We start from the raw sequence: 19,465 nt of genomic DNA, 5'->3' as shown, positions 1-19,465 counted from the left end.
GTCACCCGCCGGGTTTGGCCGGCGCGCTCGACGGCGGCGCCGGCTCCGCCTTCACGCTGCCCCGCACCGGCCGCAACGCGCCGTTCTTCTCCCGGGCGCCGACCTTGCAGTTCACCCGGTACGACCCGGCTTGCCAACTCTCTTTCTTCAGCGTGTCCGGGTACAGCGACAGCTGCAGCTTCTTGAGGTCGGCCCCGCCCGTGTACTTCTTCGCCACCGGCGGGCAGAGGTCGACCAGCTTGTTCAGCTGTGTGGCCTCCGGCGGGTACGTCTTCGGGTCGAAAGTCTTGCTCAGATCGACAATTCCGACGACCTCGTACGCGTGCACGCCACCGCAGTCGACGGGATCGCCGACCTCGCCCTTGACCAACGCGAAGCAGGTACCTGGCTCGTGCACGTTGGACTGATCCTGCTTGGCCGCCGCACCCGTGGTCGTGAGCAGCCGCTTCCCGGACGGCGACACACGCTGCAGACCGCACCGCAACTTCCGGTCACCGTCGCGCCACTGGTCGGCCGTCGGCTTGAGCGCGCCGACCGTGTACTTGCCGAACGGGTCCAGCGGCCGACCGAGGTAGTCCTCGCCGACCTTCGTGCAGCGGTCGGTGACGATTTGCTGCCAGTCCTTCTCCGGGGGCGGCGGCGAGCTCGGGCTGTAGTCCCCGCCGATCTCCACGTTCGACGCGACCTCAAACGTGTGTGGCTGCTCACACGGCACCCGCCGCATGTTCTGGGGCGCGTCGTGCGGCCAGTCGAGGCACGTTCCGCTCGGTGAGTCGAATGCCTTCGCCGCCTCGTCCGCGGCGGTGTCCGCCGAGCCGTTGACCGACACGGGCCAGGAAAACAGCACGCTTCCACTCAGCACGGCGAGCGCCCCGATGAAGGCGCCGGCCATGACCAACCGTGTCCGCATGGTGCTCCCCCGGGAGCCCATCCACCCGACTCGTCCAGACCTGGTGTTCATGTCGGGGTCCATGATGCCAGCGCACACCTCGGATGCAGTTACCGAATCACGTTGCTGCACAGACCGGCAAGCCGGATACGCTCAGGCTGTGATCGACTTGAAGACGCTGCGTGAGGACCCGGAAGCGGTGCGCACATCCCAGCGCACCCGCGGCGAGGACGAAGCGGTGGTCGACGCCCTCCGCTCCGCCGACGAGCGCCGCCGTGCCGCTGTCGCCCGCGCCGACAGCCTGCGCGCGGAACAGAAACAGCTCGGCAAGCAGGTCGGCCGCGCCCGCGGCGAGGAACGCGACGCGCTGCTCGCCCGTGGCAAGGAGCTCGCCGCCGAGGTCCGCGCCGCCGAGGCCGAACAGGGCAAGGCCGAGGCCGAGCTCGCCGAGGTGCACCAGCTCGTCCCGAACCTCGTGCACCCGGACGTCCCGGCCGGCGGTGAGGACGACTACGTCGTGCTCAAGGAGGTGGGCAAGCCCACGGCGTTCGACTTCGAACCGGCCGACCACCTCGACCTCGGCACCAAGATCGGCGCGCTGGACACCGAGCGCGGCGCGAAGGTCTCCGGCGCGCGGTTCTACTTCCTCACCGGCGTCGGCGCCCAGCTGCAGCTCGCGCTCCTGAACCTCGCGGCCGCGCAGGCCACCGCGCACGGCTTCCAGCTGATGATCCCGCCGGTCCTCGTCCGTCCGGAGATCATGGCCGGCACCGGTTTCCTCGGCGCGCACGCGAGCGAGGTGTACCGCCTCGAGGAGGACGACCTCTACCTCGTCGGCACGTCCGAGGTGCCGCTCGCCGGCTACCACGCCGACGAGATCCTCGACCTCTCCGCGGGCCCGCGCCGCTACGCCGGCTGGTCCTCGTGCTTCCGGCGCGAGGCGGGCTCCTACGGCAAGGACACCCGCGGCATCATCCGCGTCCACCAGTTCGACAAGGTGGAGATGTTCGTCTTCTGCAAGCCGGAGGACGCCGAGGCCGAGCACGCCAAGCTCCTCGCCATGGAGGAGGAGATGCTTGCCAAGATCGAGGTGCCCTACCGCGTGATCGACGTGGCCGGCGGCGATCTCGGCAGCAGCGCGTCCCGCAAGTTCGACTGCGAGGCGTGGGTACCCACCCAGGGCCGCTACCGCGAGCTGACCTCGACCTCCAACTGCACGACGTACCAGGCGCGCCGGCTGTCCATCCGCTACCGGGACGAGAACAACCGCCCGCAGGTCGTCGCGACCCTCAACGGCACGCTCGCGACGACGCGCTGGATCGTCGCCATCCTCGAGAACCACCAGCGGCCCGACGGCTCGGTGCGTGTGCCAGGGGCGCTGCGCCCGTTCCTCGGCCGGGACGTGCTGACCGTCGACTGACCCGCACGTAATCCGGTCGCGTGCGACGGCGGTCGCGACGTAGCGTCGCGGCATGCGCCGACCGTGCCTGATCACCTCGCCGCCCCCGCCGGCTGAGCGGGGTGCCGCCGGCGGTGTGATCCACGATCACGCCCGCTGATCACCGGGCGCGCCCCGCGGACGAAGACGCCACATCTCTTCGACGCCTCGGGAGCGTTCCCCTTGTCGACCTCATCGATATCGATCAGCCCTGCGCGGGTCTCGTCCGCGATGCTCGTCACGGCGGGAGTCCTCGCGGGCACCGGCGGCCTGGCCGGCGCGCTGCTCGCCGCCGCGGGCCACCTCCACCCGGTCGCCGTCGCGACCTACCGGCTGCTCGCCGGCGGCCTGTGCGCGGTCACCGCCGTCGCGGCCGCCGGGCACCTGCGGCACCTGCGTGCCCATCCGGTCCGGCTGCTGGTCCTCGGTGCGCTGCTTGCCGAGTGCCAGGCCGCCTACCAGGTGTCCATCGCCCAGATCTCGGTCAGCCTCGCCACCTTGATCACCACCGGCAGCATGCCGGTCTTCGTCGCGGCGGTCACCACGTACCGGGCGCGGCGGCTGCCCGAAGGCCGCGCGCTCGTCGCGATCGCCGGCTCGGTGGCCGGTCTCGCGTTGCTCTGCGGTGGGCCGGCCGGGGTCGACGCCTGGCACGCGGCCGCCGGGGTTGTCATGGCGTTGCTGGCCGGCGCCGGATTCGCCGCGCTCGCGCTGTTCGCCGAGCGGCCGGTCCCCGGGCAGGGCGCGATCACCTCGGCCGCCCTGCTGGTCGGCGGCGTGCTGCTGGCGCCGTTCGGGCTGGCGTTCGGGATGGCGGTGTCGCTGACCGGACACGTGGTGGCGCTCGTCGGGTTCCTGGGCGTGGTGCCGACGGCCCTCGCGTACGCCGCCTTCTTCCTCGGCGTGCGCCATGCCGGGGCCACGGCCGCCGCGCTCGCCACCGTGCTCGAGCCGCTCACCGCGACGCTGCTCTCGGTCGCCTTCCACGGCGAGCGGCTCACCATGGCGGGGATCGGCGGCGCGCTGCTGATCGCCGGCGCGCTCGTGCTGTACTACGCGCCGGGACGCCGTACGTTGATGCGGTGATCGAATCGGCGTTGTGGGGGCTCGTCGGCGGCGCGTCGCTCGTGCTCGGCGGCGTGCTGGCGCTCCTGCGGACCTGGTCGCCGCGGGCGATCGCGCTCGTCATGGCGTTCGGCTCGGGCGTGCTGATCAGCGCGGTCTCGTTCGAGCTCGTCGCCGAGGCGTGGCCGGCGGCGGGGGTCGTGACCGGAGTCGCGATGGCCGTCGGGGCGCTGGTGTTCTTCGGCTTCGACGTCGTGCTCAGCCGACGCGGGGCACCCCGGCGCCGGCGAGCCACCGCGGCACCCGCGGCGGCCGCGATGGTGATCGTCGCGGGTGCGGCGCTGGACGGGATCCCGGAGTCCATGGCGATCGGCTCCACGCTGACCGACGCGGGCGGCGTCAGCATCGCGTTCGTGCTCGCGGTGTTCCTGTCGAACATCCCCGAGTCGATGTCGTCGTCGGCCGGGCTGCGGCGGTCCGGCCGTTCCGCGCGCCGGATCGTCGGACTCTGGGTGATCATCGCGGTGGTGTCCGCGGTCGCGGCGGGCCTCGGCTACCTGATCGTCGCGGGCGCGCCGCCGGAGTTCGTCGGCGCGATCCGCGGGTTCGCGGCCGGCGCCGTGTTGACGATGGTCGCCTCGACGATGCTGCCCGAGGCACACGACGAGGGCGGCCCGGTCACCGCACTCGTCACGACTGCCGGGTTCATCGTCGCGGTGGCGATCGGCGGCGTTCCCGGCTGAGCTGTCCATCTCGGCGTCCCGCCGTTCGTCCTTATCGTGGATGCCGGCGGACCCGCGCCGGCCGGACCCACAGGGAGCACCGAAATGCCCAGCTACCTCGCTCTCACCTACACCGCAGACGTCGACTGGACCGAGCCGGCGCAGGCCGCGGAGCTCGCCGAGTACCGCGAGTTCATGGCCGCCGCCGGCGCCGTGGTCCAGGGCGGCAAGGCGCTCTACCCGACGGCCACCGCGACGACGGTCCGGGTGAAGGGCGGCAAGGGCGGCGACGTCCTGACCACCGACGGGCCCTACGCCGAGACCAAGGAGGCGCTGACCGGCTACTACCTGCTGGAGTGCGCGGACCTCGACGAGGCCGTCGCGGTCGCCGCGAAGCTCCCGGCCGCGTGGAACGGCGCGGTCGAGGTGCGCCCGATCATCGAGTTCGGCTGATGACCGGCGCCGGTGACGCGGTCGCGCGGCTGGTCCGGGACGAGGGTGCCCGGGTACTCGCCACGCTGATCCGCGTCACCGGCAGCGTCGACGTCGCCGAGGACGCCACGCAGGACGCGGTCGTGCGGGCCTTGCAGACGTGGCCGGCGGACGGCGTGCCGGACAACCCGCGCGGCTGGCTGCTGGTCACGGCGAAGCACCGGGCGATCGACATCCTGCGTCGCGAGGCCCGCCGCGCCGGCAAGGAGGCGGAGGGAGTGATCGACACGGGGATCGGCACGGGGATCGCCGACGCCGAGCCCGACCCCGACGACCTGCTCCGGCTCGTGTTCACCTGCTGCCACCCGGCGCTGGCCGTCGAGACCCAGGTGGCGCTCGCCCTGCGAACACTCGGCGGGCTGTCGACGGCCGAGGTCGCGCGGGCGCTGCTGGTGCCGGAGGCGACGATGGCGAAGCGGCTCACGCGGGCGAAGCAGAAGATCGCGCGGGCGCGGATCCCGTACCGGGTACCGGCGGACGAGGAGCTGCCGGCCCGGCTCGCGGGCGTCGCGGCGACCGTGTACCTGATCTTCAACGAGGGATACGCGGCCGGGTCCGGCGACGCGCTGGTCCGGCTCGCCCTGACCGCCGAGGCGCTGCGGCTGGCGCGCCTGCTCGCCGACCTGATGCCGGACGAGCCGACGGTGCTGGGCCTGCTGTCGTTGTTGCTGCTGCACGACTCCCGCCGCGACGCCCGGCTCGATGCGGCCGGGCAGCCGGTGCTGCTCGCGGACCAGAACCGGTCGCGGTGGCACGCGGCGTCGATCAAGGAGGGCGTGGAGCTCGTCGGCCGGGCGCTGCGCCGGACGCCGTCGGAGCCGAACTCGTACGTGGTGCAGGCGGCGATCGCGGCGTGCCACGCGCTCGCGCCGAGCTACGCGGAGACCAACTGGGCGGCGGTCGTGTCGTGGTACGACGTGCTGCTCGCCGTGGAGGACACGCCGGTGACACGCCTCAACCGCGCGGTCGCGGTGTCCGAACGCGACGGTCCCGGGGCGGGCCTGCTCCTCGTGGACGCGATCGAGGGCCTGGCGGCGTACCCGTGGTGGCACGCGACCCGCGCGGAGTTGCTGCGCCGCCTGGATCGCGTGCCGGAAGCCCGGGACGCGTACGAGCAGGCACTGACCCTGGAGATGAACACCGCGACGGCGGACCACACCCGCCGCCGACTGTCCGAACTGGACTGAGCCGGGCACAGTTCTATCCGCGCGCGCGTACCCGTGAATCCACGGCCCCCACCCTCTCCGGGGGACCGCCCCGACATCAATTCTACCGGTGGGGGCTGACGAAAAGGCGTGTCAGCGGGTTGCTGTGGACAGGTCAGCCGGTTGTGGATACCTGGTCGGCCACGTACTTGGCGATCTCCAGGCAGCAGGTCGCCGCGGGGGAGGGGGCGTTCAGGACGTGCACCTGGTTCGGGGCGGTCTCGATCAGGAAGTCCTGCACCAGCGTGCCGTCCGGAAGCAGGGCCTGCGCCCGCACGCCCGCGTGCGCGCGCACCAGGTCCTCGCGGCCGACGGCCGGGACCAGGCGCGCCAGCGAGCGCGCGAAGCGGCGCCTCGACAGGGACCGCAGGACCTCGTCGACCGCTGTGCGCGGGTAGTGGCGGGCCAGGCGCCACAGCCCCGGAAAGCGCAGCGTCTCCGCGAAGTCCGCGAGCGACACGTCGCGCCAGCGGTAGCCTTCGCGACGCAGCGCCAGCACCGCGTTCGGGCCGGCGTGCACGCTGCCGTCCAGCATGCGGGTCAGGTGCACGCCCAGGAACGGCAGCGACGGGTCCGGCACCGGGTAGATCAGGCCCCGCACGAGGTGCGCCGACTCCGGCCGCAGCGTGAAGTACTCGCCCCGGAACGGGACGATCCGCGCCCGCGGCGTGACACCGGCCAGCCGCGCCACGCGGTCGCTGTGCAGGCCGGCGCAGTTGACCAGCGCGTCCGCCCGCACGATGTCCGTCCCCGTCGCGATCTCCACGCCGCCGTGCGAGCCCGGCCGGATGCCGAGGGCGGGCGTGGACAGCCGCAGGTCGGCCGACGACAGCGACCGGACGAGAGCCGCACAGATCGCGGGGAAGTCGATGATGCCGGTCGACTCCACGCGCAGCGCGCCGACGCAGGCCACCTCCGGCTCGTACGCGTGCGCCTCCGCCGGGGAGATCAGCTTCGCCGGCACCCCGTTCGCCTCCGCGCGCTCGGCGAGGGCGTGCAGCCGCGGCAGCTCCGCCTCCTCGGTGGCGACCACGAGCTTGCCGCACACCTCGACGCGGACGTCGTGCGCACGCGCGAAGTCCACGATGGACCGATTGCCGGCCACCGACATCCGCGCCTTGAAGGAGCCGGGCGCGTAGTAGAGGCCCGCGTGTACGACGTTCGAGTTGTGCCCGGTCTGGTGCCCGGCCCAGTGGTCCTCCTTCTCGATCACCGTCACGTGGTCGCCGCGCGCGGTCAGCTCCCGCGCCACGGCCAGCCCGAGGATCCCGCCACCAACCACCGCTACATGTCGCACGAACCCGACCCTACTTGCGGTTGATCGATCGCCGGCCATACGCGCCTGGTTACGGTGGCCGGGTGGCAGGCGGACGAGACCGGTTCGGCCCGGCGCTGTACCTCGGCGGCGGCCTCGCGCTCGTGGGCGCCGCCGGCTACGCGTTCGTCGCGCTGACCGGCCACACGCTCCCCCCGGCCGACGCCGCGGCGGCCGCGAGCCTCTACCTGCTGGTCAACATCATCGGTCCGGGTATCTTCGCCGCGCTGGAGCAGGAGACCAGCCGCTCGGTCAGCGCCGAGATCGCCGCCGGCCGCGACCCCCGGCCGGTCACCCGCAACGCGAGCATCCTCGCCGGTGCGTTGCTCGTGGGGGTCGTCGCCGTCCTGCTCGCGATCTCCCCGGTGCTGACGAACAAGGCACTCGCGGGGAAATGGGGGCTCTTCGCCGCGGTCCTGCTCAGCGTCGTCACCTCCGCCGCGGTCTACGCAGTGCGCGGGCTGGTCGGCGGCCGGCAGCGGTTCACCGGTTACGCGGCCACGCTCGGCGCCGAGGGCGTGGCCCGGATCGTGCCGTGCATCGTTATCGCCGCGAGCGGGGCGCCGAACGCGGTGACCTTCGCGATCGCCTTCGCCGCCGGCTCGGCGTTCGGCGCGCTGGCCGGCCTGCCGTGGCTGCGCCGCCCGGTCGAGCTGCCGGAGGTGCGCAAGTCGACGGCGCCCGCGTCGGCCGGCCGGATGGCCCGCGCGCTGTCGTTCCTCGTCGGCGGCACGCTGCTGATGCTGCTCGCGATGAACCTCGCGCCGATCGTCGTGACCCCGCGCCTCGGCGCGGACGCCGCCACCGCGGCCGCGTTCGCGTCGGCGTTCGTGCTCGCCCGGGTACCGCTCTTCCTGTTCGCCCCGGTCCAGGCCGTGCTGCTGCCGTCGCTGACCCGGGCCGCCACGCGGGGCGAACTCGGCGTCGTGCGGGCCCGGCTGCGGGCGATCCTGCTCGCGGTCGCGGCGATCGGGCTCGCCGGCGTGCTCGCGTCGTTCACCGTCGGGCCGTGGGCCGTGCAGGTGCTCTTCGGCGCGGAGGTTCGGCTGTCCGGCGCGGTCGTCGGCCTGCTGGGGGTCAGCACGGTCGGCCTGATGGTCGCGCAGGTGCTGCAGCCGGGGCTCGTCGCGCTCGGCCGGCACAAGATCGTCACGCTCGCCTGGGCGGCCGGGACCGTGGCGCTCGTGGCGCTCCTCGCGTTGCCCGGCGACCCGCTGCGGGCGGGCGTGGCGGGTCAGCTGGTGGCCTCCGCGTTGGTCGTCGCGGTGATGCTGACCTCGCTGTATCGCGTGCTCGGGGCATCGAGAAGCGGCCGGTCGGCCAAGGGCGTCGATCCGGTCAGCGGTGATGAAAATGTAATAAAACAGTGACCATAAAGTGATTGGACCAGTTAACCTAAGCCTGTGTCCGCCTCGCCCGTCCTACGCCCGCTGATCGTCGTTCCGGCCTGGAACGAGGAGCAGACGGTCGGTGAGACCGTGCGCGAGATCCGCGGCGTGATGCCGGAAATCCCGGTCCTCGTAGTGAGTGACGGCTCCACGGACCGCACGGTTCACATCGCGCGCCGGGCCGGGGCCCGCGTGCTGGTCCTGCCGTTCCGGCTCGGCGTGGGCGGCGCGATGCGAGCGGGCTTCCGCTACGCCGTCCGCAACGGCTACGACGCCGCCGTCCAGGTCGACGCGGACGGCCAGCACGACCCGAAGCAGGTCCCGGCGCTGCTGGACGAGCTCGGCCAGGCCGAGGTCGTCATCGGCGCCCGGTTCTGCGAGCAGCAGGACGGCTACCGGGTGAGCGGCCCGCGCCGGTGGGCCATGGTCCTGCTCTCCAAGGTGCTGTCCCGCCTGACGAACACGCGGATCACCGACGCCACCTCCGGCTTCAAGGCCACCGGCGGCCAGGCGCTGCCGCTGTTCGCCGAGCACTACCCCGACGAGTACCTCGGCGACACCGTCGAGTCGCTCGTCATCGCGGCACGGGCGGGCTGCGCGGTGACGCAGGTGCCGGCCCGCATGCGCCCGCGCCGCGGCGGCGAGCCGAGCCACCGCCCGGTCAAGTCGGCGATCTACCTCGGCCGGGCCGCCATGGCCCTGGTGCTCGCGCTCATCCGGCGCTGGGACATCACCCCGGTGCCCGTGCCGCAGCTGCGCCCGGCGGTCGAGGAAGGCGTGCCGTGACGGAGAACAACTACCTGATCGCGCTGATCGGGAGCGTGCTCGTGCTCGCCGGCATCGTCGAGTTGCTGCGCCGCCGCCAGCTCAAGGAGAAATACGCGGTCCTGTGGCTGATCGTCGGCGTCGTGCTGGTGATCTTCACCGCGTTCCCCGCGCTGCTCACCCGCATCGCGTCCGCGCTCGGCGTGGCCGTGCCGACGAACCTGCTGTTCTTCGTGGCGATCCTGTTCCTCGTCGGCGTCGTGCTCCACCTGTCGTGGGAGGCGTCGCGGCTGGAGAACGAGACCCGCAAGCTCGCCGAGGACGTGGCGATCCTGCGGCTCGACGTCGCCGAGCTCAAGCAGGAGAAGCTCGCCCAGGACAACACGGATTGACCACCGTCGACGTCCTGGTCCCGTTCTACGGCGACGCGGCTCTCCTGCGCGAGGCCGTGACCAGCGTGCTCGCCCAGGACGACCCGAACTGGCGGCTCACCGTCGTCGACGACGGCGGCGCCGAGGACGTCCGCCCCTGGTTCGCGACGGTCGACGACGAGCGCGTCCGCTACCTGCGCAACCCGCGGAACCTCGGCCTCACCGGCAACTTCAACCGCTGCCTCGACCTCGTCGAGCTCGACCTCGCCGTGCTGATGGGCTGCGACGACCGGATGCTGCCGAACTACGTGCGCACGGTCCGCGCCGCCCACGCCGCGGACCCCGAGGCCGGCATCATCCAGCCCGGCGTGCGCGTCATCGGCCCGGACGGAAGGCCGGCCCGCACCCTTGTCGACGAGGTCAAGCGCCGGATCTACGCGCCGCGCGGCCGGGTCACGCTCGGCGGCGAGGACCTCGCGGTCAGCCTGCTGCGCGGCGACTGGCTCTACTTCCCCTCGCTCGCCTGGCGGGCCGACGTGCTCACCTCGGTCCGCTTCCGGCGCGACCTGCGGGTGATCCAGGACCTCGCGCTGCTCATGGAGCTGGTCCTGCGCGGCGTGCGGCTCGTCGTCGACGACACGCCGTGCTTCGAGTACCGGCGGCACGGCGCGAGCGAGTCGTCGGCGACCGCCTTCGACGGCTCCCGCTTCACCGAGGCGGGCGAGTTCTTCGCCGCCACCGCCGACCGGCTCACTCGCCACGGCTGGCCGCGCGCGGCCCGGGTCGCGCGGCGGCACGTGTCCTCGCGGATCTTCGCGCTGACGATGCTGCCGCGGGCCGTGCGCCAGGGCGCCGGTATGCGCGCGCTGGTGCGCCACGCACTCGGCCGGCGCTGAACCTCAGCCCGCGGGCTGGGACGCCGCGTCGCAGCCGGTGATCTTGTACAGCCTGCTCGGCCCGGACTCGTCGACGAGCTCGAAGCCCGGCAGCCCGAACGGGTCAGACAGCCCCGCGTAGTACTTCCACTTCGTGTCCGCCGTGCGGAAGGTGGCGCCGCCGATCAGCAGGTACTTCACGTGCAGGTCCTCGACCGCCTCGCACACCTCCGGGTCGTGCGTCAGGTCGTCGAGGTGCTTCGCGATCAGGTCCTGCTGCTCGCTCGTCGTGTTGCGGAAGTGCGGGAACAGCACCTTCCGGTTCTCCAGCGCCCACAGCAGCGAGCTGCCCTCGAACGGGTTCCCGACCACGACCGCGTCCTTGGGGATCTCGCGCGCGATCTTGTCGTAGAACTGCCGCATCTGCGGGGTCAGCAACACGGAGGCGGGCCCCTTGGGCACGTAGCTGACCACGACCCGGTCGTACCGGTCGTCGGGGTAGAGCCCGCGGGTGCCGACGCCCAGCAGGAGCGTGAGGATCACCGCGAGGGCGCCGAGCGAGGCGAGCCACCGGTTGCCGGCCCACCGCCGCCGCCAGCCGGGCGCGCGCTCGGTCGTGCCGACCTTCTCGAGGATCTTCGTGGCGAGGTAGAGGATGCCGCCGACCGCGAGCGGCACGCCGGTGATCGGCAGCATGGCGGCCAGGCGGTGCGCGTCGTTGTACCAGTAGCCGGTGAACTTCTGCGTGTCCATCCGGTTGATCGACGCGGTCAGCACGTAGAGGAACGCCGTGATCAGGTGGCCCGCGACCAGCAGCCGCAGCACCGGCCAGCGGCGCGACGCGACGATGCCGAGGATCACCACGATCGACAGCAGCCACAGCGCGTCGTGCCGGTGGGTGGCGTTGAGCGCGACGTCGCCGACCGCGTTGGCCGGCGTCTCGAACGGCGGCCAGTACTGGTCGCGGGTGGCCGCGAACATCGGCGTGGTGGCCGCCCACCACCAGGCGACCGAGAAGAACGCGACGAACAGCAGCGCCTCGACCAGGCCGCGGGCACCGTGGCCCGCCTTGCGCAGCCGCCACGACCGGGCCGCCACGCGCGCGACGATCGGGGGCAGCGACAGCACGGCGACCGAGAACAGCACGTTGGGGTGGGCGAGCCCGCCCGCGGCGAGACCGGCGACCAGCGCCAGCCAGCCGCGCACCTGGCCGATCGCGTCGTCCTTGGCCCAGCGGGTCAGCGTGATGACCAGCGCGAGCAGCGCCGGACCGATCGACATGCCGAGCAGGTTCGGCCACAGCACGCCGAACCCGAGCAGGTCCCACGGGAACGCGGTGAACCCGATGGACAGCGTCCCGGTGATCGCGAGCGCCGCGGTGTGCCGGCCGAACAGCTGGCGCACGAGCAGCAGGCAGGACAGCGGCCACAGCACGATCGTCGCCACGACCGTCACCGCGTTCGCGGCGAGCGGGATGCTCGCGCCGGAGGACATCATCACGAGCGACGCGACGTCGTGCCAGGCGGCGGGGTAGAAGAAGCCCGGCACGTCCGGGTTGCCGAGCGCGCTGAACGACAGCGACGAGGCGTTGTGCGAGTCGGCGATGTAGGCGAGCGCGTTGTAGTGGAACACCGCGTCGTAGGTCTGCGAGAGCGTGTCCGGCGCGCCCATGGCCTGGATGAGCGTGATCATGCCGAGCACGAGCGCGGGGAGCAGGCCGAGTGCCGCGAGCAGCGTCAGGCGCCGCGGGTCGGGGTCGCTCGCCAGGAAGGCCGCGCGGCGCAGCAGGAACGCGAGCACGCCGACGACTGCGACGACCGCGACCGACACGATCAACACGAACCCGAACGACCACGGCACGCCGAGGAAACCGCCGAGCACGGCGGCCGACGCGATCAGCGCGATGCCCGTGATGGGCGCGAGTCCCCAGGCGGCCACGCCGCGCAGGCCCAGCAGGTAGCTGACCAGCAGGCCGGGCACGAGCAGCCAGGCGACCGTGACGAGCGCGACCGGCGCGGCGTCGATCCAGTTCATCGCGCGACTTACCTCATATCTGTCGGCCGAACCCCGGCCGTGCTGCACTCCGGGTCCACTGCCGTCGACCCGGCATGGCGCGCCCGATTCTAGGGAGCGCCTCCGCGCGGACCCGGCCCGACCTCGGGTTCGCCCGCGGAGTGACCCGTCAGAACGTGTGAACAGCCAACCCCGGGTGAGCACCTTTCTAACTATTTGGCAAAACGAAGTCGTTACGGCGAAACCATTGCCCTCCACCGGGCGATAGGGGGGCCGAGATATCTGGCAGAGTGCCGCCACTTTCCCGTGAGGGGGTCGATGTGATCACGCAGCGCCGACGTATCGCGTTGCTGGTGGTGCTGGTCGCCGTACTCGGCCTCGTCGCCACCACGGACTCGCGGCCGGCCCTCGCCGCGGAGCAGACGCTGCCGTCCGGCTTCGTGCTGCGTGACATCCCGACGGGCATGCGCCCCACGGTCGGCTCGGACCCGGGCGACCTGCTCACCGACTTCGCCTACCTGCCCGATGAGAGCTTCCTGGCCGTCGGCAAGTTCGGCAAGGTCACCTGGGCGTCGCGCACCGGCGAGACCCGCACGCTCGGGAACCTGTCGACCAACGCGGCCGGCGACCTCGGCCTCACCGGTATCGCGGTCGCCCCGGACTACGCGACCAGCAAGACCGTCTACACGGTCCGCTCGGTGCCCGACACCGGTCCCGGCTCGGGCATCAACGGCGTGCTGCGCCTGTCCAGGTGGACGCTCACGCTCGACGGCGCGGGCAAACCCACCGGGCTCACCGGCGAGCAGACGATCTTCCAGACCTCCGCCGACTTCCACGTGCACGGCATCACCGGCCTCGTCCCGGCCTCGGACGGCACGATCTGGATCAGCATCGGCGACGCCGCCGACTACCGCACCGTCGACCCGCTCGCGCTGCGCGCGCAGGACCCCGACGATGCGCACGGCAAGCTGCTGCACCTCAGGGCCAACGGCGACGGCGTGCCGGGCAACCCGTACTACTCGGCGAGCGCGCCGCGGGCGATCCGCAGCCTCGTGTACGCGAGCGGGTTCCGCAGCCCGTTCCGCTTCAGCCTCGAGCCCGGCACCGGCCGGCCCGTACTCGGCGACGTCGGCCAGGCGCACTACGAAGAGGTCGACATCATCGCGCCGGGCAACAACTACGGCTGGCCCTGCTGGGAGGGCCCGATCAAGACGCCCGGCTACCGCGACCTGCCCGAGTGCGCCAGCAAGACCGGCGCCGCCCCGCTGTGGTCCTACCTGCACGTCGGCGGCGGCAGCATCACCGGCGGCGTGACCTACACCGGCTCGAGCTACCCGGCGCAGTACCGCGGCCGGTACTTCTTCGGCGACTACGTCCACCACACGCTCTGGACGCTGGGCTACGACGCGCAGGGCCGCCTCACGACCCCGCCGGAGACGAACGGCTTCGGCACCGAGATCGGCTTCCCGGTCAAGATCGACCGCATGCCGACCGGCGGCGACATCGTGTACGCCGACCTGCGCGCGGGCGTGTTGCGCCGGCTCGTCTACGCGCCCGGCAACCAGCCGCCGACAGCGGTGATCACCTCGACCGCCGACCCGGCCACCCGCACGGTCACGTTCGACGCGAGCCGAAGCAACGACCCGAACGGCGACACGCCGGCCTACCACTGGGACTTCGGCGACGGCGGCAGCGCGAACGGCGAGCGCGTGACCCACGCGTACGCGGCCGGCCAGGACAGCTTCACCGTGAAGCTGACCGCGACCGACCCGCAGGGCGAGGCCGGCACCGCGCAGGCCACGGTCTACCCGGGCAACCACGCGCCGGAGCTGACCCTGTCCGCGCCCGACCCGGGGCAGACGTTCGCGGTCGGCGACGTGATCAGCGCGGACGCGTCCGCCACTGACGCCGAGGACGGTTCGGTCCAGGTCAGCTGGGCGACCGTGATCGTGCACTGCGCGGACGCCGCCAGCTGCCACGAGCACCCCGGCGAGGCGCAGCAGGGTCCGCAGTTCCGGCTGACGTTCGAGGGCCACCCCGGCGACAGCAGGCTCGAGGTCACCGCCATCGCCACCGACAGCTTGGGCGCCACCACGTCGAAGACGTTCACGGTCCGCCCGAAGCAGCGGCGGGTGACGATCCAGAGCAGTGTCGAGGCCGGGTTCACCATCGGCGACGAGCAGACGTCGTCGGGCCTGTTCACGGTCGGCACGCCGCTGACGATCGTGGCGCCCGCCCAGGCACTCGACGGCGTGGCCACCTTCGAGAGGTGGGGCGACGGCACGACGAACCGGGTCCGCCAGCTGACCCTGCCGGACGCCGACCAGACGCTGTCCGTCGAGTACCGCACGCCGATCGACCGCCGCTACGCCTCCGACACCGCCGTCCGCACCGCGCTGGGCGCCCCGTCCGACGTGGAGCAGGGCGACGCGAACGTGCGCTGGCGGGTCTATGCCAACGGCCGGATGTACTGGTCGGCCGCGACCGGCGCGCACACGATCATGGCCGCCATCCTGGCCGGGTACCTGCACGTCGGCGGGCACCCCGCGGTGGGCGTGCCCTCGACCGACGACACCGCGGGCGCGAACGGCGGCCGGTACGTGCTGCTCTCCGGCGGCCGCGGGTACTACTGGTCGGCCGCGACCGGTGCCCACTACGTCGCCGGCTCGATCCACATCCGCTACCGGGCGATGGGCGCCGAGAAGTCCAGCTACGGCTACCCGACGACCGACCAGGGGCGGGTCACCAACGGCTACTACAACAAGTTCAAGAACGGCGCGATCTACGCCAAGAACGGCCAGGCCGCGCACAACCTGAGCGGCGCGATCCTCGCCAAGTGGACCGCGACGGGCGGCGTGACCGGCCGGCTGAAGTTCCCGACCACCAACCTGGCGGTGACGGGTGACCGCCGCGGCTACTACGACCACTTCGAGGGTGGCTCGATCTACTGGTCGTCGGCGACCGGCGCGCACAGCGTCACCGGCGGCATCCGCACCCGCTGGCGCGCACTCGGCGCCGAGCGGTCCTACCTCGGCTACCCGACGACCGACGAGTTCGCGATCTCCGGCGGCACGAGGCAGAACTACCAGCACGGCTACATCACGTGGAACCGGACCACCGGCAAGATCACCGACCGCCGTTACTAGCACGTTCTGCCTGCCCTAACGGTGTTCGGTCAACCCGCCGAATGTAGGCTCCGGGCGAGATGACGGCCCGGACTCCGCCCGTGGAGGACTGAACTCGAATGCCCGCTAGCAGCTCGATCACCAGCGACGCAGCGACCGCGCAGCCGGCGGGGAAGGGGGACGAACGGCTCGTCGAACACGCGCCGACCGGGCGGCTCGTGGTCCAGCGCGGCCTGTTCCGCGGCCCCGACCCGGTGTGCCCGGACGACCTCTACGCGCAGGTGACGTTCGGCGCCGCGGTACGCGAGCGGCAGCGGCTGGTCGTGCACGCCGGGTCCGAGGTCACCACGGACACCTACTTCGGCCGCTTTCCGGCGAGCTACTGGCAGCGCTGGACGGTCGTCGACTCCGTCGACGTCGAGATCACGGCGTCCGGTTCGGGCCGGATCGCGGTCGTCGCCTCCGACGTCGCGGGCGAGACGCGGACGGTGGCCGCGCGCGACGTCAGCGGCCTGTCCGGCGAGTCGATCACGCTGAGCGCCAAGCTCGACAAGTTCGTCGACGGCGGGTTCCTCTGGCTCGAGTTCACCACCGGCGAGAGCGACTTCGTGGTCGAGAAGCTGCGCTGGACCGTCGAGCCGCCGCACCGGCTGCGCCCCACCGCGGTCGTGATCTGCACGTTCAACCGCGCCGACGACTGTACGAAGACGCTGCAGTCGCTGGGCGGCGACCCTGAGGCGCTGGACGTGCTCGACGCGATCTACGTCGTGGACCAGGGCAGCGACACGGTCGAGTCGCGGCCGGCGTTCCCGGACATCGAGAAGGCCCTCGACGGGCGGCTGCGCTACATCCGCCAGCCCAACCTCGGCGGCGCGGGCGGGTTCGGCCGCGGCATGTACGAGGTGACCGAGGCGGCCCGGGTCAACTCCGACGCCGAGCACGCGAACCTGCTGTTCATGGACGACGACGTGCTGTGCGAGCCGGAGATCGCGATCCGGCTGACCGCGTTCGCGAACCGCACGCCGGAGCCGACGATCGTCGGCGGCCAGATGCTGCGGCTGCTGCACCCGACGGTGCTGCTGGCCGGTGCGGAGTACGCCGATTTCGCGCAGCTCAAGCCGGGCAAGGTGGTCACCAACGCGCTCGACGACGTGGACCTGCTCGCCGAGGAGGTCGACGAGGAGGGCATCCCCACCGGCAAGATCAACCGCGGCGACCGGCGCGTGGACGCGGACTACAACGCCTGGTGGTCCTGCCTGATCCCGGCCGAGGTGGTCGCGAAGATCGGGCTGCCGCTGCCGCTGTTCTTCCAGTGGGACGACGTGGAGTACGGCTACCGCGCGCGGGCCAACGGCTTCGCGACGGTCACGCTGCCCGGCGCGGGCCTGTGGCACGCGGACTTCGACTGGAAGGACGCGGACAAGTGGAACGAGTACTTCGCGGTTCGTAACTCGCTGATCGTGAGCTCGCTGCACGCGGCGATCGAGCCGAAGCACCACGCGAGGGTGATCCTGTCGCGGATCTCGCGGTACCTGCTGACCATGCAGTACGGGCTCGCCGCCACGATCCTCAAGTCGGTCGAGGACTTCCTGCGCGGGCCGGAGTTCCTGCATGACGGCGGCCAGACCGCGGCGAAGGAGGTCTTCGCGCTGCGCAAGGAGTACCCGGACACGGTGATGCACAAGGCGTCCGAGGTGCCGGGGCTGAAGGCCGGCACGGTGCCGCTGATCCAGGCGGGCCCGAAGCCGACGAAGAACCGCCTGGTGATGGCGAAGCGGCTGGCGTACCTGGCGCTCGGGCGCACGGTGCACCCGATCGGCGCGGTGTCCAAGGAGGACGCCACGTGGTGGCACGTGTCGCAGTTCGCGACGGCCGTCGTCACCGACGGCTCGCAGGAGGGCGTGCGGCTGCGCAAGCGCGATCGCGAGACGACGATCCGGCTGGCGAAGCAGACCGCGCGCGTGCTGCGCACCCTGGTCGCCGAGATGCCGCGCCTGCGCGAGGAGTACCGCGCCGCGGTGCCCCAGCTGACCAGCCGGGAGAACTGGCGCCGTCTGTACAACATGGACTAACGCGGCGTCCGATTCCCGCCAGCAGGGCTGCGTTCTCCCACGGCATCGTGGAGATATGCACCGAGTCACGCCGCTCAAGGTCCTGTACTTCGGCACGCCCGTCGTCCTGATCAGCTCCCGCAACGAGGACGGCTCGGCCAACCTCGCGCCGATGTCGTCGGCGTGGTGGCTGGGGCAGACCTGCCTGCTGGGTCTGGCGGAGACGTCCCAGACGGCGGCGAACCTCCATCGAGAGCGCGAATGCGTGCTGAACCTGCCGTCGTCGGCACTCGTGGACGCGGTCGACCGGATCGCGCTGCTGACCGCCCGCCCGGACGTGCCGCCGCACAAGGTGGCCCGCGGCTACACGCACTCGCGCACGAAGTTCGCCTCGGCGGGCCTGACGGAGCAGCGCTCGCACCTGGTGTCGCCGCCGCGGGCGAAGGAGTGCCCGATCCAGCTGGAGGCGACGCTGGACACGGCCCACCGCGTGACGGACGGGCTGACCGCGTTCCAGGTCTCGGTGCGGCGCACGCACGTGGCGGAGGAGCTGCTGATCCCCGGTAAGGACTACGTGGACCCGCTCAGGTGGGACCCGCTGATCATGAAGTTCTGCGAGTACTTCGGCGAGGCGGCGAACCTCCGCGACTCGAGCCTGGCCACCGGCTGGCAGATGCCCCACGCCCAGCCCGCCGCCTGAGCCGGCTCCAAAGGCCGGCACGCCCCGCTCAAGGGGCCTGCGCCGCAACAGATCCGGGCGCCCGCAGTCGCGGAACCCGCGCGACAACCACTGGTCCACGGCCCCACCCTCTCCGGGGGCCACCCACGTTCCAGCGTACCGGAGATCGGGTCGGTGAAGATCGACTTCGGGTTCGCTGTGGACAACTGCATGCTTGTGGATGGTTGCCGCGCCGCGCAGCCGCCGCACCCGCGCGCCCCCACCCGCCCGCCGCAGGGGCTGTACGCGTTGGGCCCGGTCGTCTCGGTGTGCGCCGCATAGCGGACAAAGGGCGGCCGAGCGGGCGAGTCGCCGGTGGTTACCATGCCCAGCATGGCTTCCCGTGCTACGACCCGGTCCGGCAAACAGGGCTACGACACCGATCGCGTGCTGCAGCGGATGATCCTGCCGCGGGACAGCGACCCGCTCGACGTGCGGCCGCTCTACGTCGACGAACCCGCGGGCACGCACAGCCACGTCGCCGGGCGGCGGGAGGTCGTGGTGCCGGCGTCCGCGCGGGTGTCGTTCGCGTCGTTGTTCAACGCGTTCCCGGCCTGCTACTGGAAGCGGTGGACCAAGGTCAACCACGTCACGCTGCGGATGACCGTCCGCGGCGCCGGGCGGGTCGAGGTGTACCGGTCGAAGCTGGGCGGCGACATCGCCCACGTGACCGGCGAGGCCGTGCATCAGGAGGACGGCCCGCGCACGCTCGAGTTCCCGGTCGACCTCGCGCCGTTCGAGGACGGCGGCTGGATCTGGTTCGACGTGTTCACCGACGACACCCCGCTCGAGGTGGCCGACGCCGCCTGGCTGACCGACCGGGAGCTGCCCAGGCAGCGGGTGGCGGTCGGCACCACGACCTTCAACCGGGTCGACGACTGCGTGGCCACGCTGCTGGCGCTGAGCGAGGACCCGGCCGTCCTCGAGGTCGTGAGCCGGGTGTACGTGGCCGACCAGGGCACCGAGAAGATCTCCTCGCACCCGCGGTTCACCGAGGCCGCCGCTCGGCTCGCCGGCCGGCTCGAGGTGATCG

Annotated in this window: 15 protein-coding genes and 1 pseudogene; 13 read left to right on the top strand and 3 right to left on the bottom strand. The window is 72.1% G+C overall.

Annotated elements, in window-relative coordinates; translation table 11 throughout:
• Position 1: 1 nt before the first annotated feature.
• The gene (locus VH969_RS33915; protein ID WP_331982230.1) at positions 2–910 is read right to left on the bottom strand and encodes a septum formation family protein; all 909 of its coding nucleotides are present in this window, start codon (positions 908–910) and stop codon (positions 2–4) included.
• Between the two features lie 139 nt (positions 911–1,049).
• On the opposite strand from VH969_RS33915, the gene serS reads away from it, so the two are divergent.
• From serS to VH969_RS33890, 5 genes are all read left to right on the top strand, one after another.
• Positions 1,050–2,309 (top strand): serine--tRNA ligase, encoded by a 1,260-nt coding sequence (gene serS / locus VH969_RS33910; RefSeq protein WP_331982227.1) that lies wholly within the window; start codon positions 1,050–1,052, stop codon positions 2,307–2,309.
• 201 nt (positions 2,310–2,510) lie between these two features.
• A complete protein-coding gene (locus VH969_RS33905; protein WP_331982225.1) occupies positions 2,511–3,413 on the top strand; it encodes a DMT family transporter in 903 nt (300 codons plus the stop codon).
• Complete coding sequence (locus VH969_RS33900) at positions 3,410–4,135, top strand: ZIP family metal transporter (protein ID WP_331982223.1); 726 nt, start codon at positions 3,410–3,412, stop codon at positions 4,133–4,135. Before VH969_RS33905 ends, VH969_RS33900 begins: the two co-directional genes overlap by 4 nt.
• Positions 4,136–4,219: 84 nt before the next feature.
• Positions 4,220–4,567 carry a YciI family protein gene (locus VH969_RS33895; RefSeq protein ID WP_331982221.1) on the top strand — a complete coding sequence of 116 codons (348 nt, stop codon included), beginning with the start codon at positions 4,220–4,222 and terminating at the stop codon, positions 4,565–4,567.
• On the top strand, positions 4,567–5,793 hold the full coding sequence (locus VH969_RS33890; RefSeq protein ID WP_331982219.1) for an RNA polymerase sigma factor: 1,227 nt from the start codon (positions 4,567–4,569) through the stop codon (positions 5,791–5,793). The genes VH969_RS33895 and VH969_RS33890 overlap by 1 nt, the downstream gene beginning before the upstream one ends.
• A gap of 133 nt (positions 5,794–5,926) precedes the next feature.
• On the opposite strand, the gene lhgD is transcribed toward VH969_RS33890, so the two are convergent.
• Entirely contained in the window at positions 5,927–7,108 is a 1,182-nt protein-coding gene (gene lhgD / locus VH969_RS33885; protein WP_331982217.1) for an L-2-hydroxyglutarate dehydrogenase, read from the bottom strand.
• Between the two features lie 62 nt (positions 7,109–7,170).
• Between lhgD and VH969_RS33880 the strand changes: the two genes are divergently transcribed.
• Genes VH969_RS33880 through VH969_RS33865 form a run of 4 tightly spaced genes read left to right on the top strand, consistent with a single transcriptional unit; the run spans position 7,171 to position 10,546 of the window.
• Positions 7,171–8,496 (top strand): hypothetical protein, encoded by a 1,326-nt coding sequence (locus VH969_RS33880; RefSeq protein WP_331982215.1) that lies wholly within the window; start codon positions 7,171–7,173, stop codon positions 8,494–8,496.
• Positions 8,497–8,529: 33 nt separating this feature from the next.
• Complete coding sequence (locus VH969_RS33875; RefSeq protein WP_331982213.1) at positions 8,530–9,300, top strand: glycosyltransferase family 2 protein; 771 nt, start codon at positions 8,530–8,532, stop codon at positions 9,298–9,300.
• Positions 9,297–9,671, top strand: coding sequence for a DUF2304 domain-containing protein (locus tag VH969_RS33870; RefSeq protein ID WP_331982211.1), 375 nt, complete (start codon positions 9,297–9,299; stop codon positions 9,669–9,671). Before VH969_RS33875 ends, VH969_RS33870 begins: the two co-directional genes overlap by 4 nt.
• A complete protein-coding gene (locus VH969_RS33865) occupies positions 9,668–10,546 on the top strand; it encodes a glycosyltransferase family 2 protein (RefSeq protein WP_331982209.1) in 879 nt (292 codons plus the stop codon). Before VH969_RS33870 ends, VH969_RS33865 begins: the two co-directional genes overlap by 4 nt.
• Positions 10,547–10,549: 3 nt before the next feature.
• On the opposite strand, the gene VH969_RS33860 is transcribed toward VH969_RS33865, so the two are convergent.
• Complete coding sequence (locus VH969_RS33860) at positions 10,550–12,559, bottom strand: DUF6541 family protein (RefSeq protein WP_331982208.1); 2,010 nt, start codon at positions 12,557–12,559, stop codon at positions 10,550–10,552.
• 299 nt (positions 12,560–12,858) lie between these two features.
• Here VH969_RS33860 and VH969_RS33855 point away from each other — a divergent pair, with 299 nt between their 5' ends.
• The 4 genes and pseudogenes from VH969_RS33855 to VH969_RS33840 all read left to right on the top strand — a co-directional run.
• Entirely contained in the window at positions 12,859–15,684 is a 2,826-nt protein-coding gene (locus tag VH969_RS33855) for a PQQ-dependent sugar dehydrogenase (RefSeq protein ID WP_331982206.1), read from the top strand.
• 98 nt (positions 15,685–15,782) lie between these two features.
• Positions 15,783–17,735: a glycosyltransferase gene (locus tag VH969_RS33850; RefSeq protein ID WP_331982204.1), complete on the top strand. Its 1,953-nt coding sequence runs from the start codon at positions 15,783–15,785 to the stop codon at positions 17,733–17,735.
• 55 nt (positions 17,736–17,790) lie between these two features.
• Positions 17,791–18,414 carry a flavin reductase family protein gene (locus tag VH969_RS33845; RefSeq protein WP_331982202.1) on the top strand — a complete coding sequence of 208 codons (624 nt, stop codon included), beginning with the start codon at positions 17,791–17,793 and terminating at the stop codon, positions 18,412–18,414.
• A 351-nt stretch (positions 18,415–18,765) separates the two neighbouring features.
• Positions 18,766–19,465, top strand: a pseudogene (locus tag VH969_RS33840) (glycosyltransferase family 2 protein); the annotation flags it as partial.

This window comes from Actinophytocola sp. (assembly GCF_036555685.1).
GTDB lineage: Bacteria > Actinomycetota > Actinomycetes > Mycobacteriales > Pseudonocardiaceae > Actinophytocola.
Note: the sequence above shows the minus strand (reverse complement) of the source record. Positions and strands in the feature narration are given on the sequence as shown.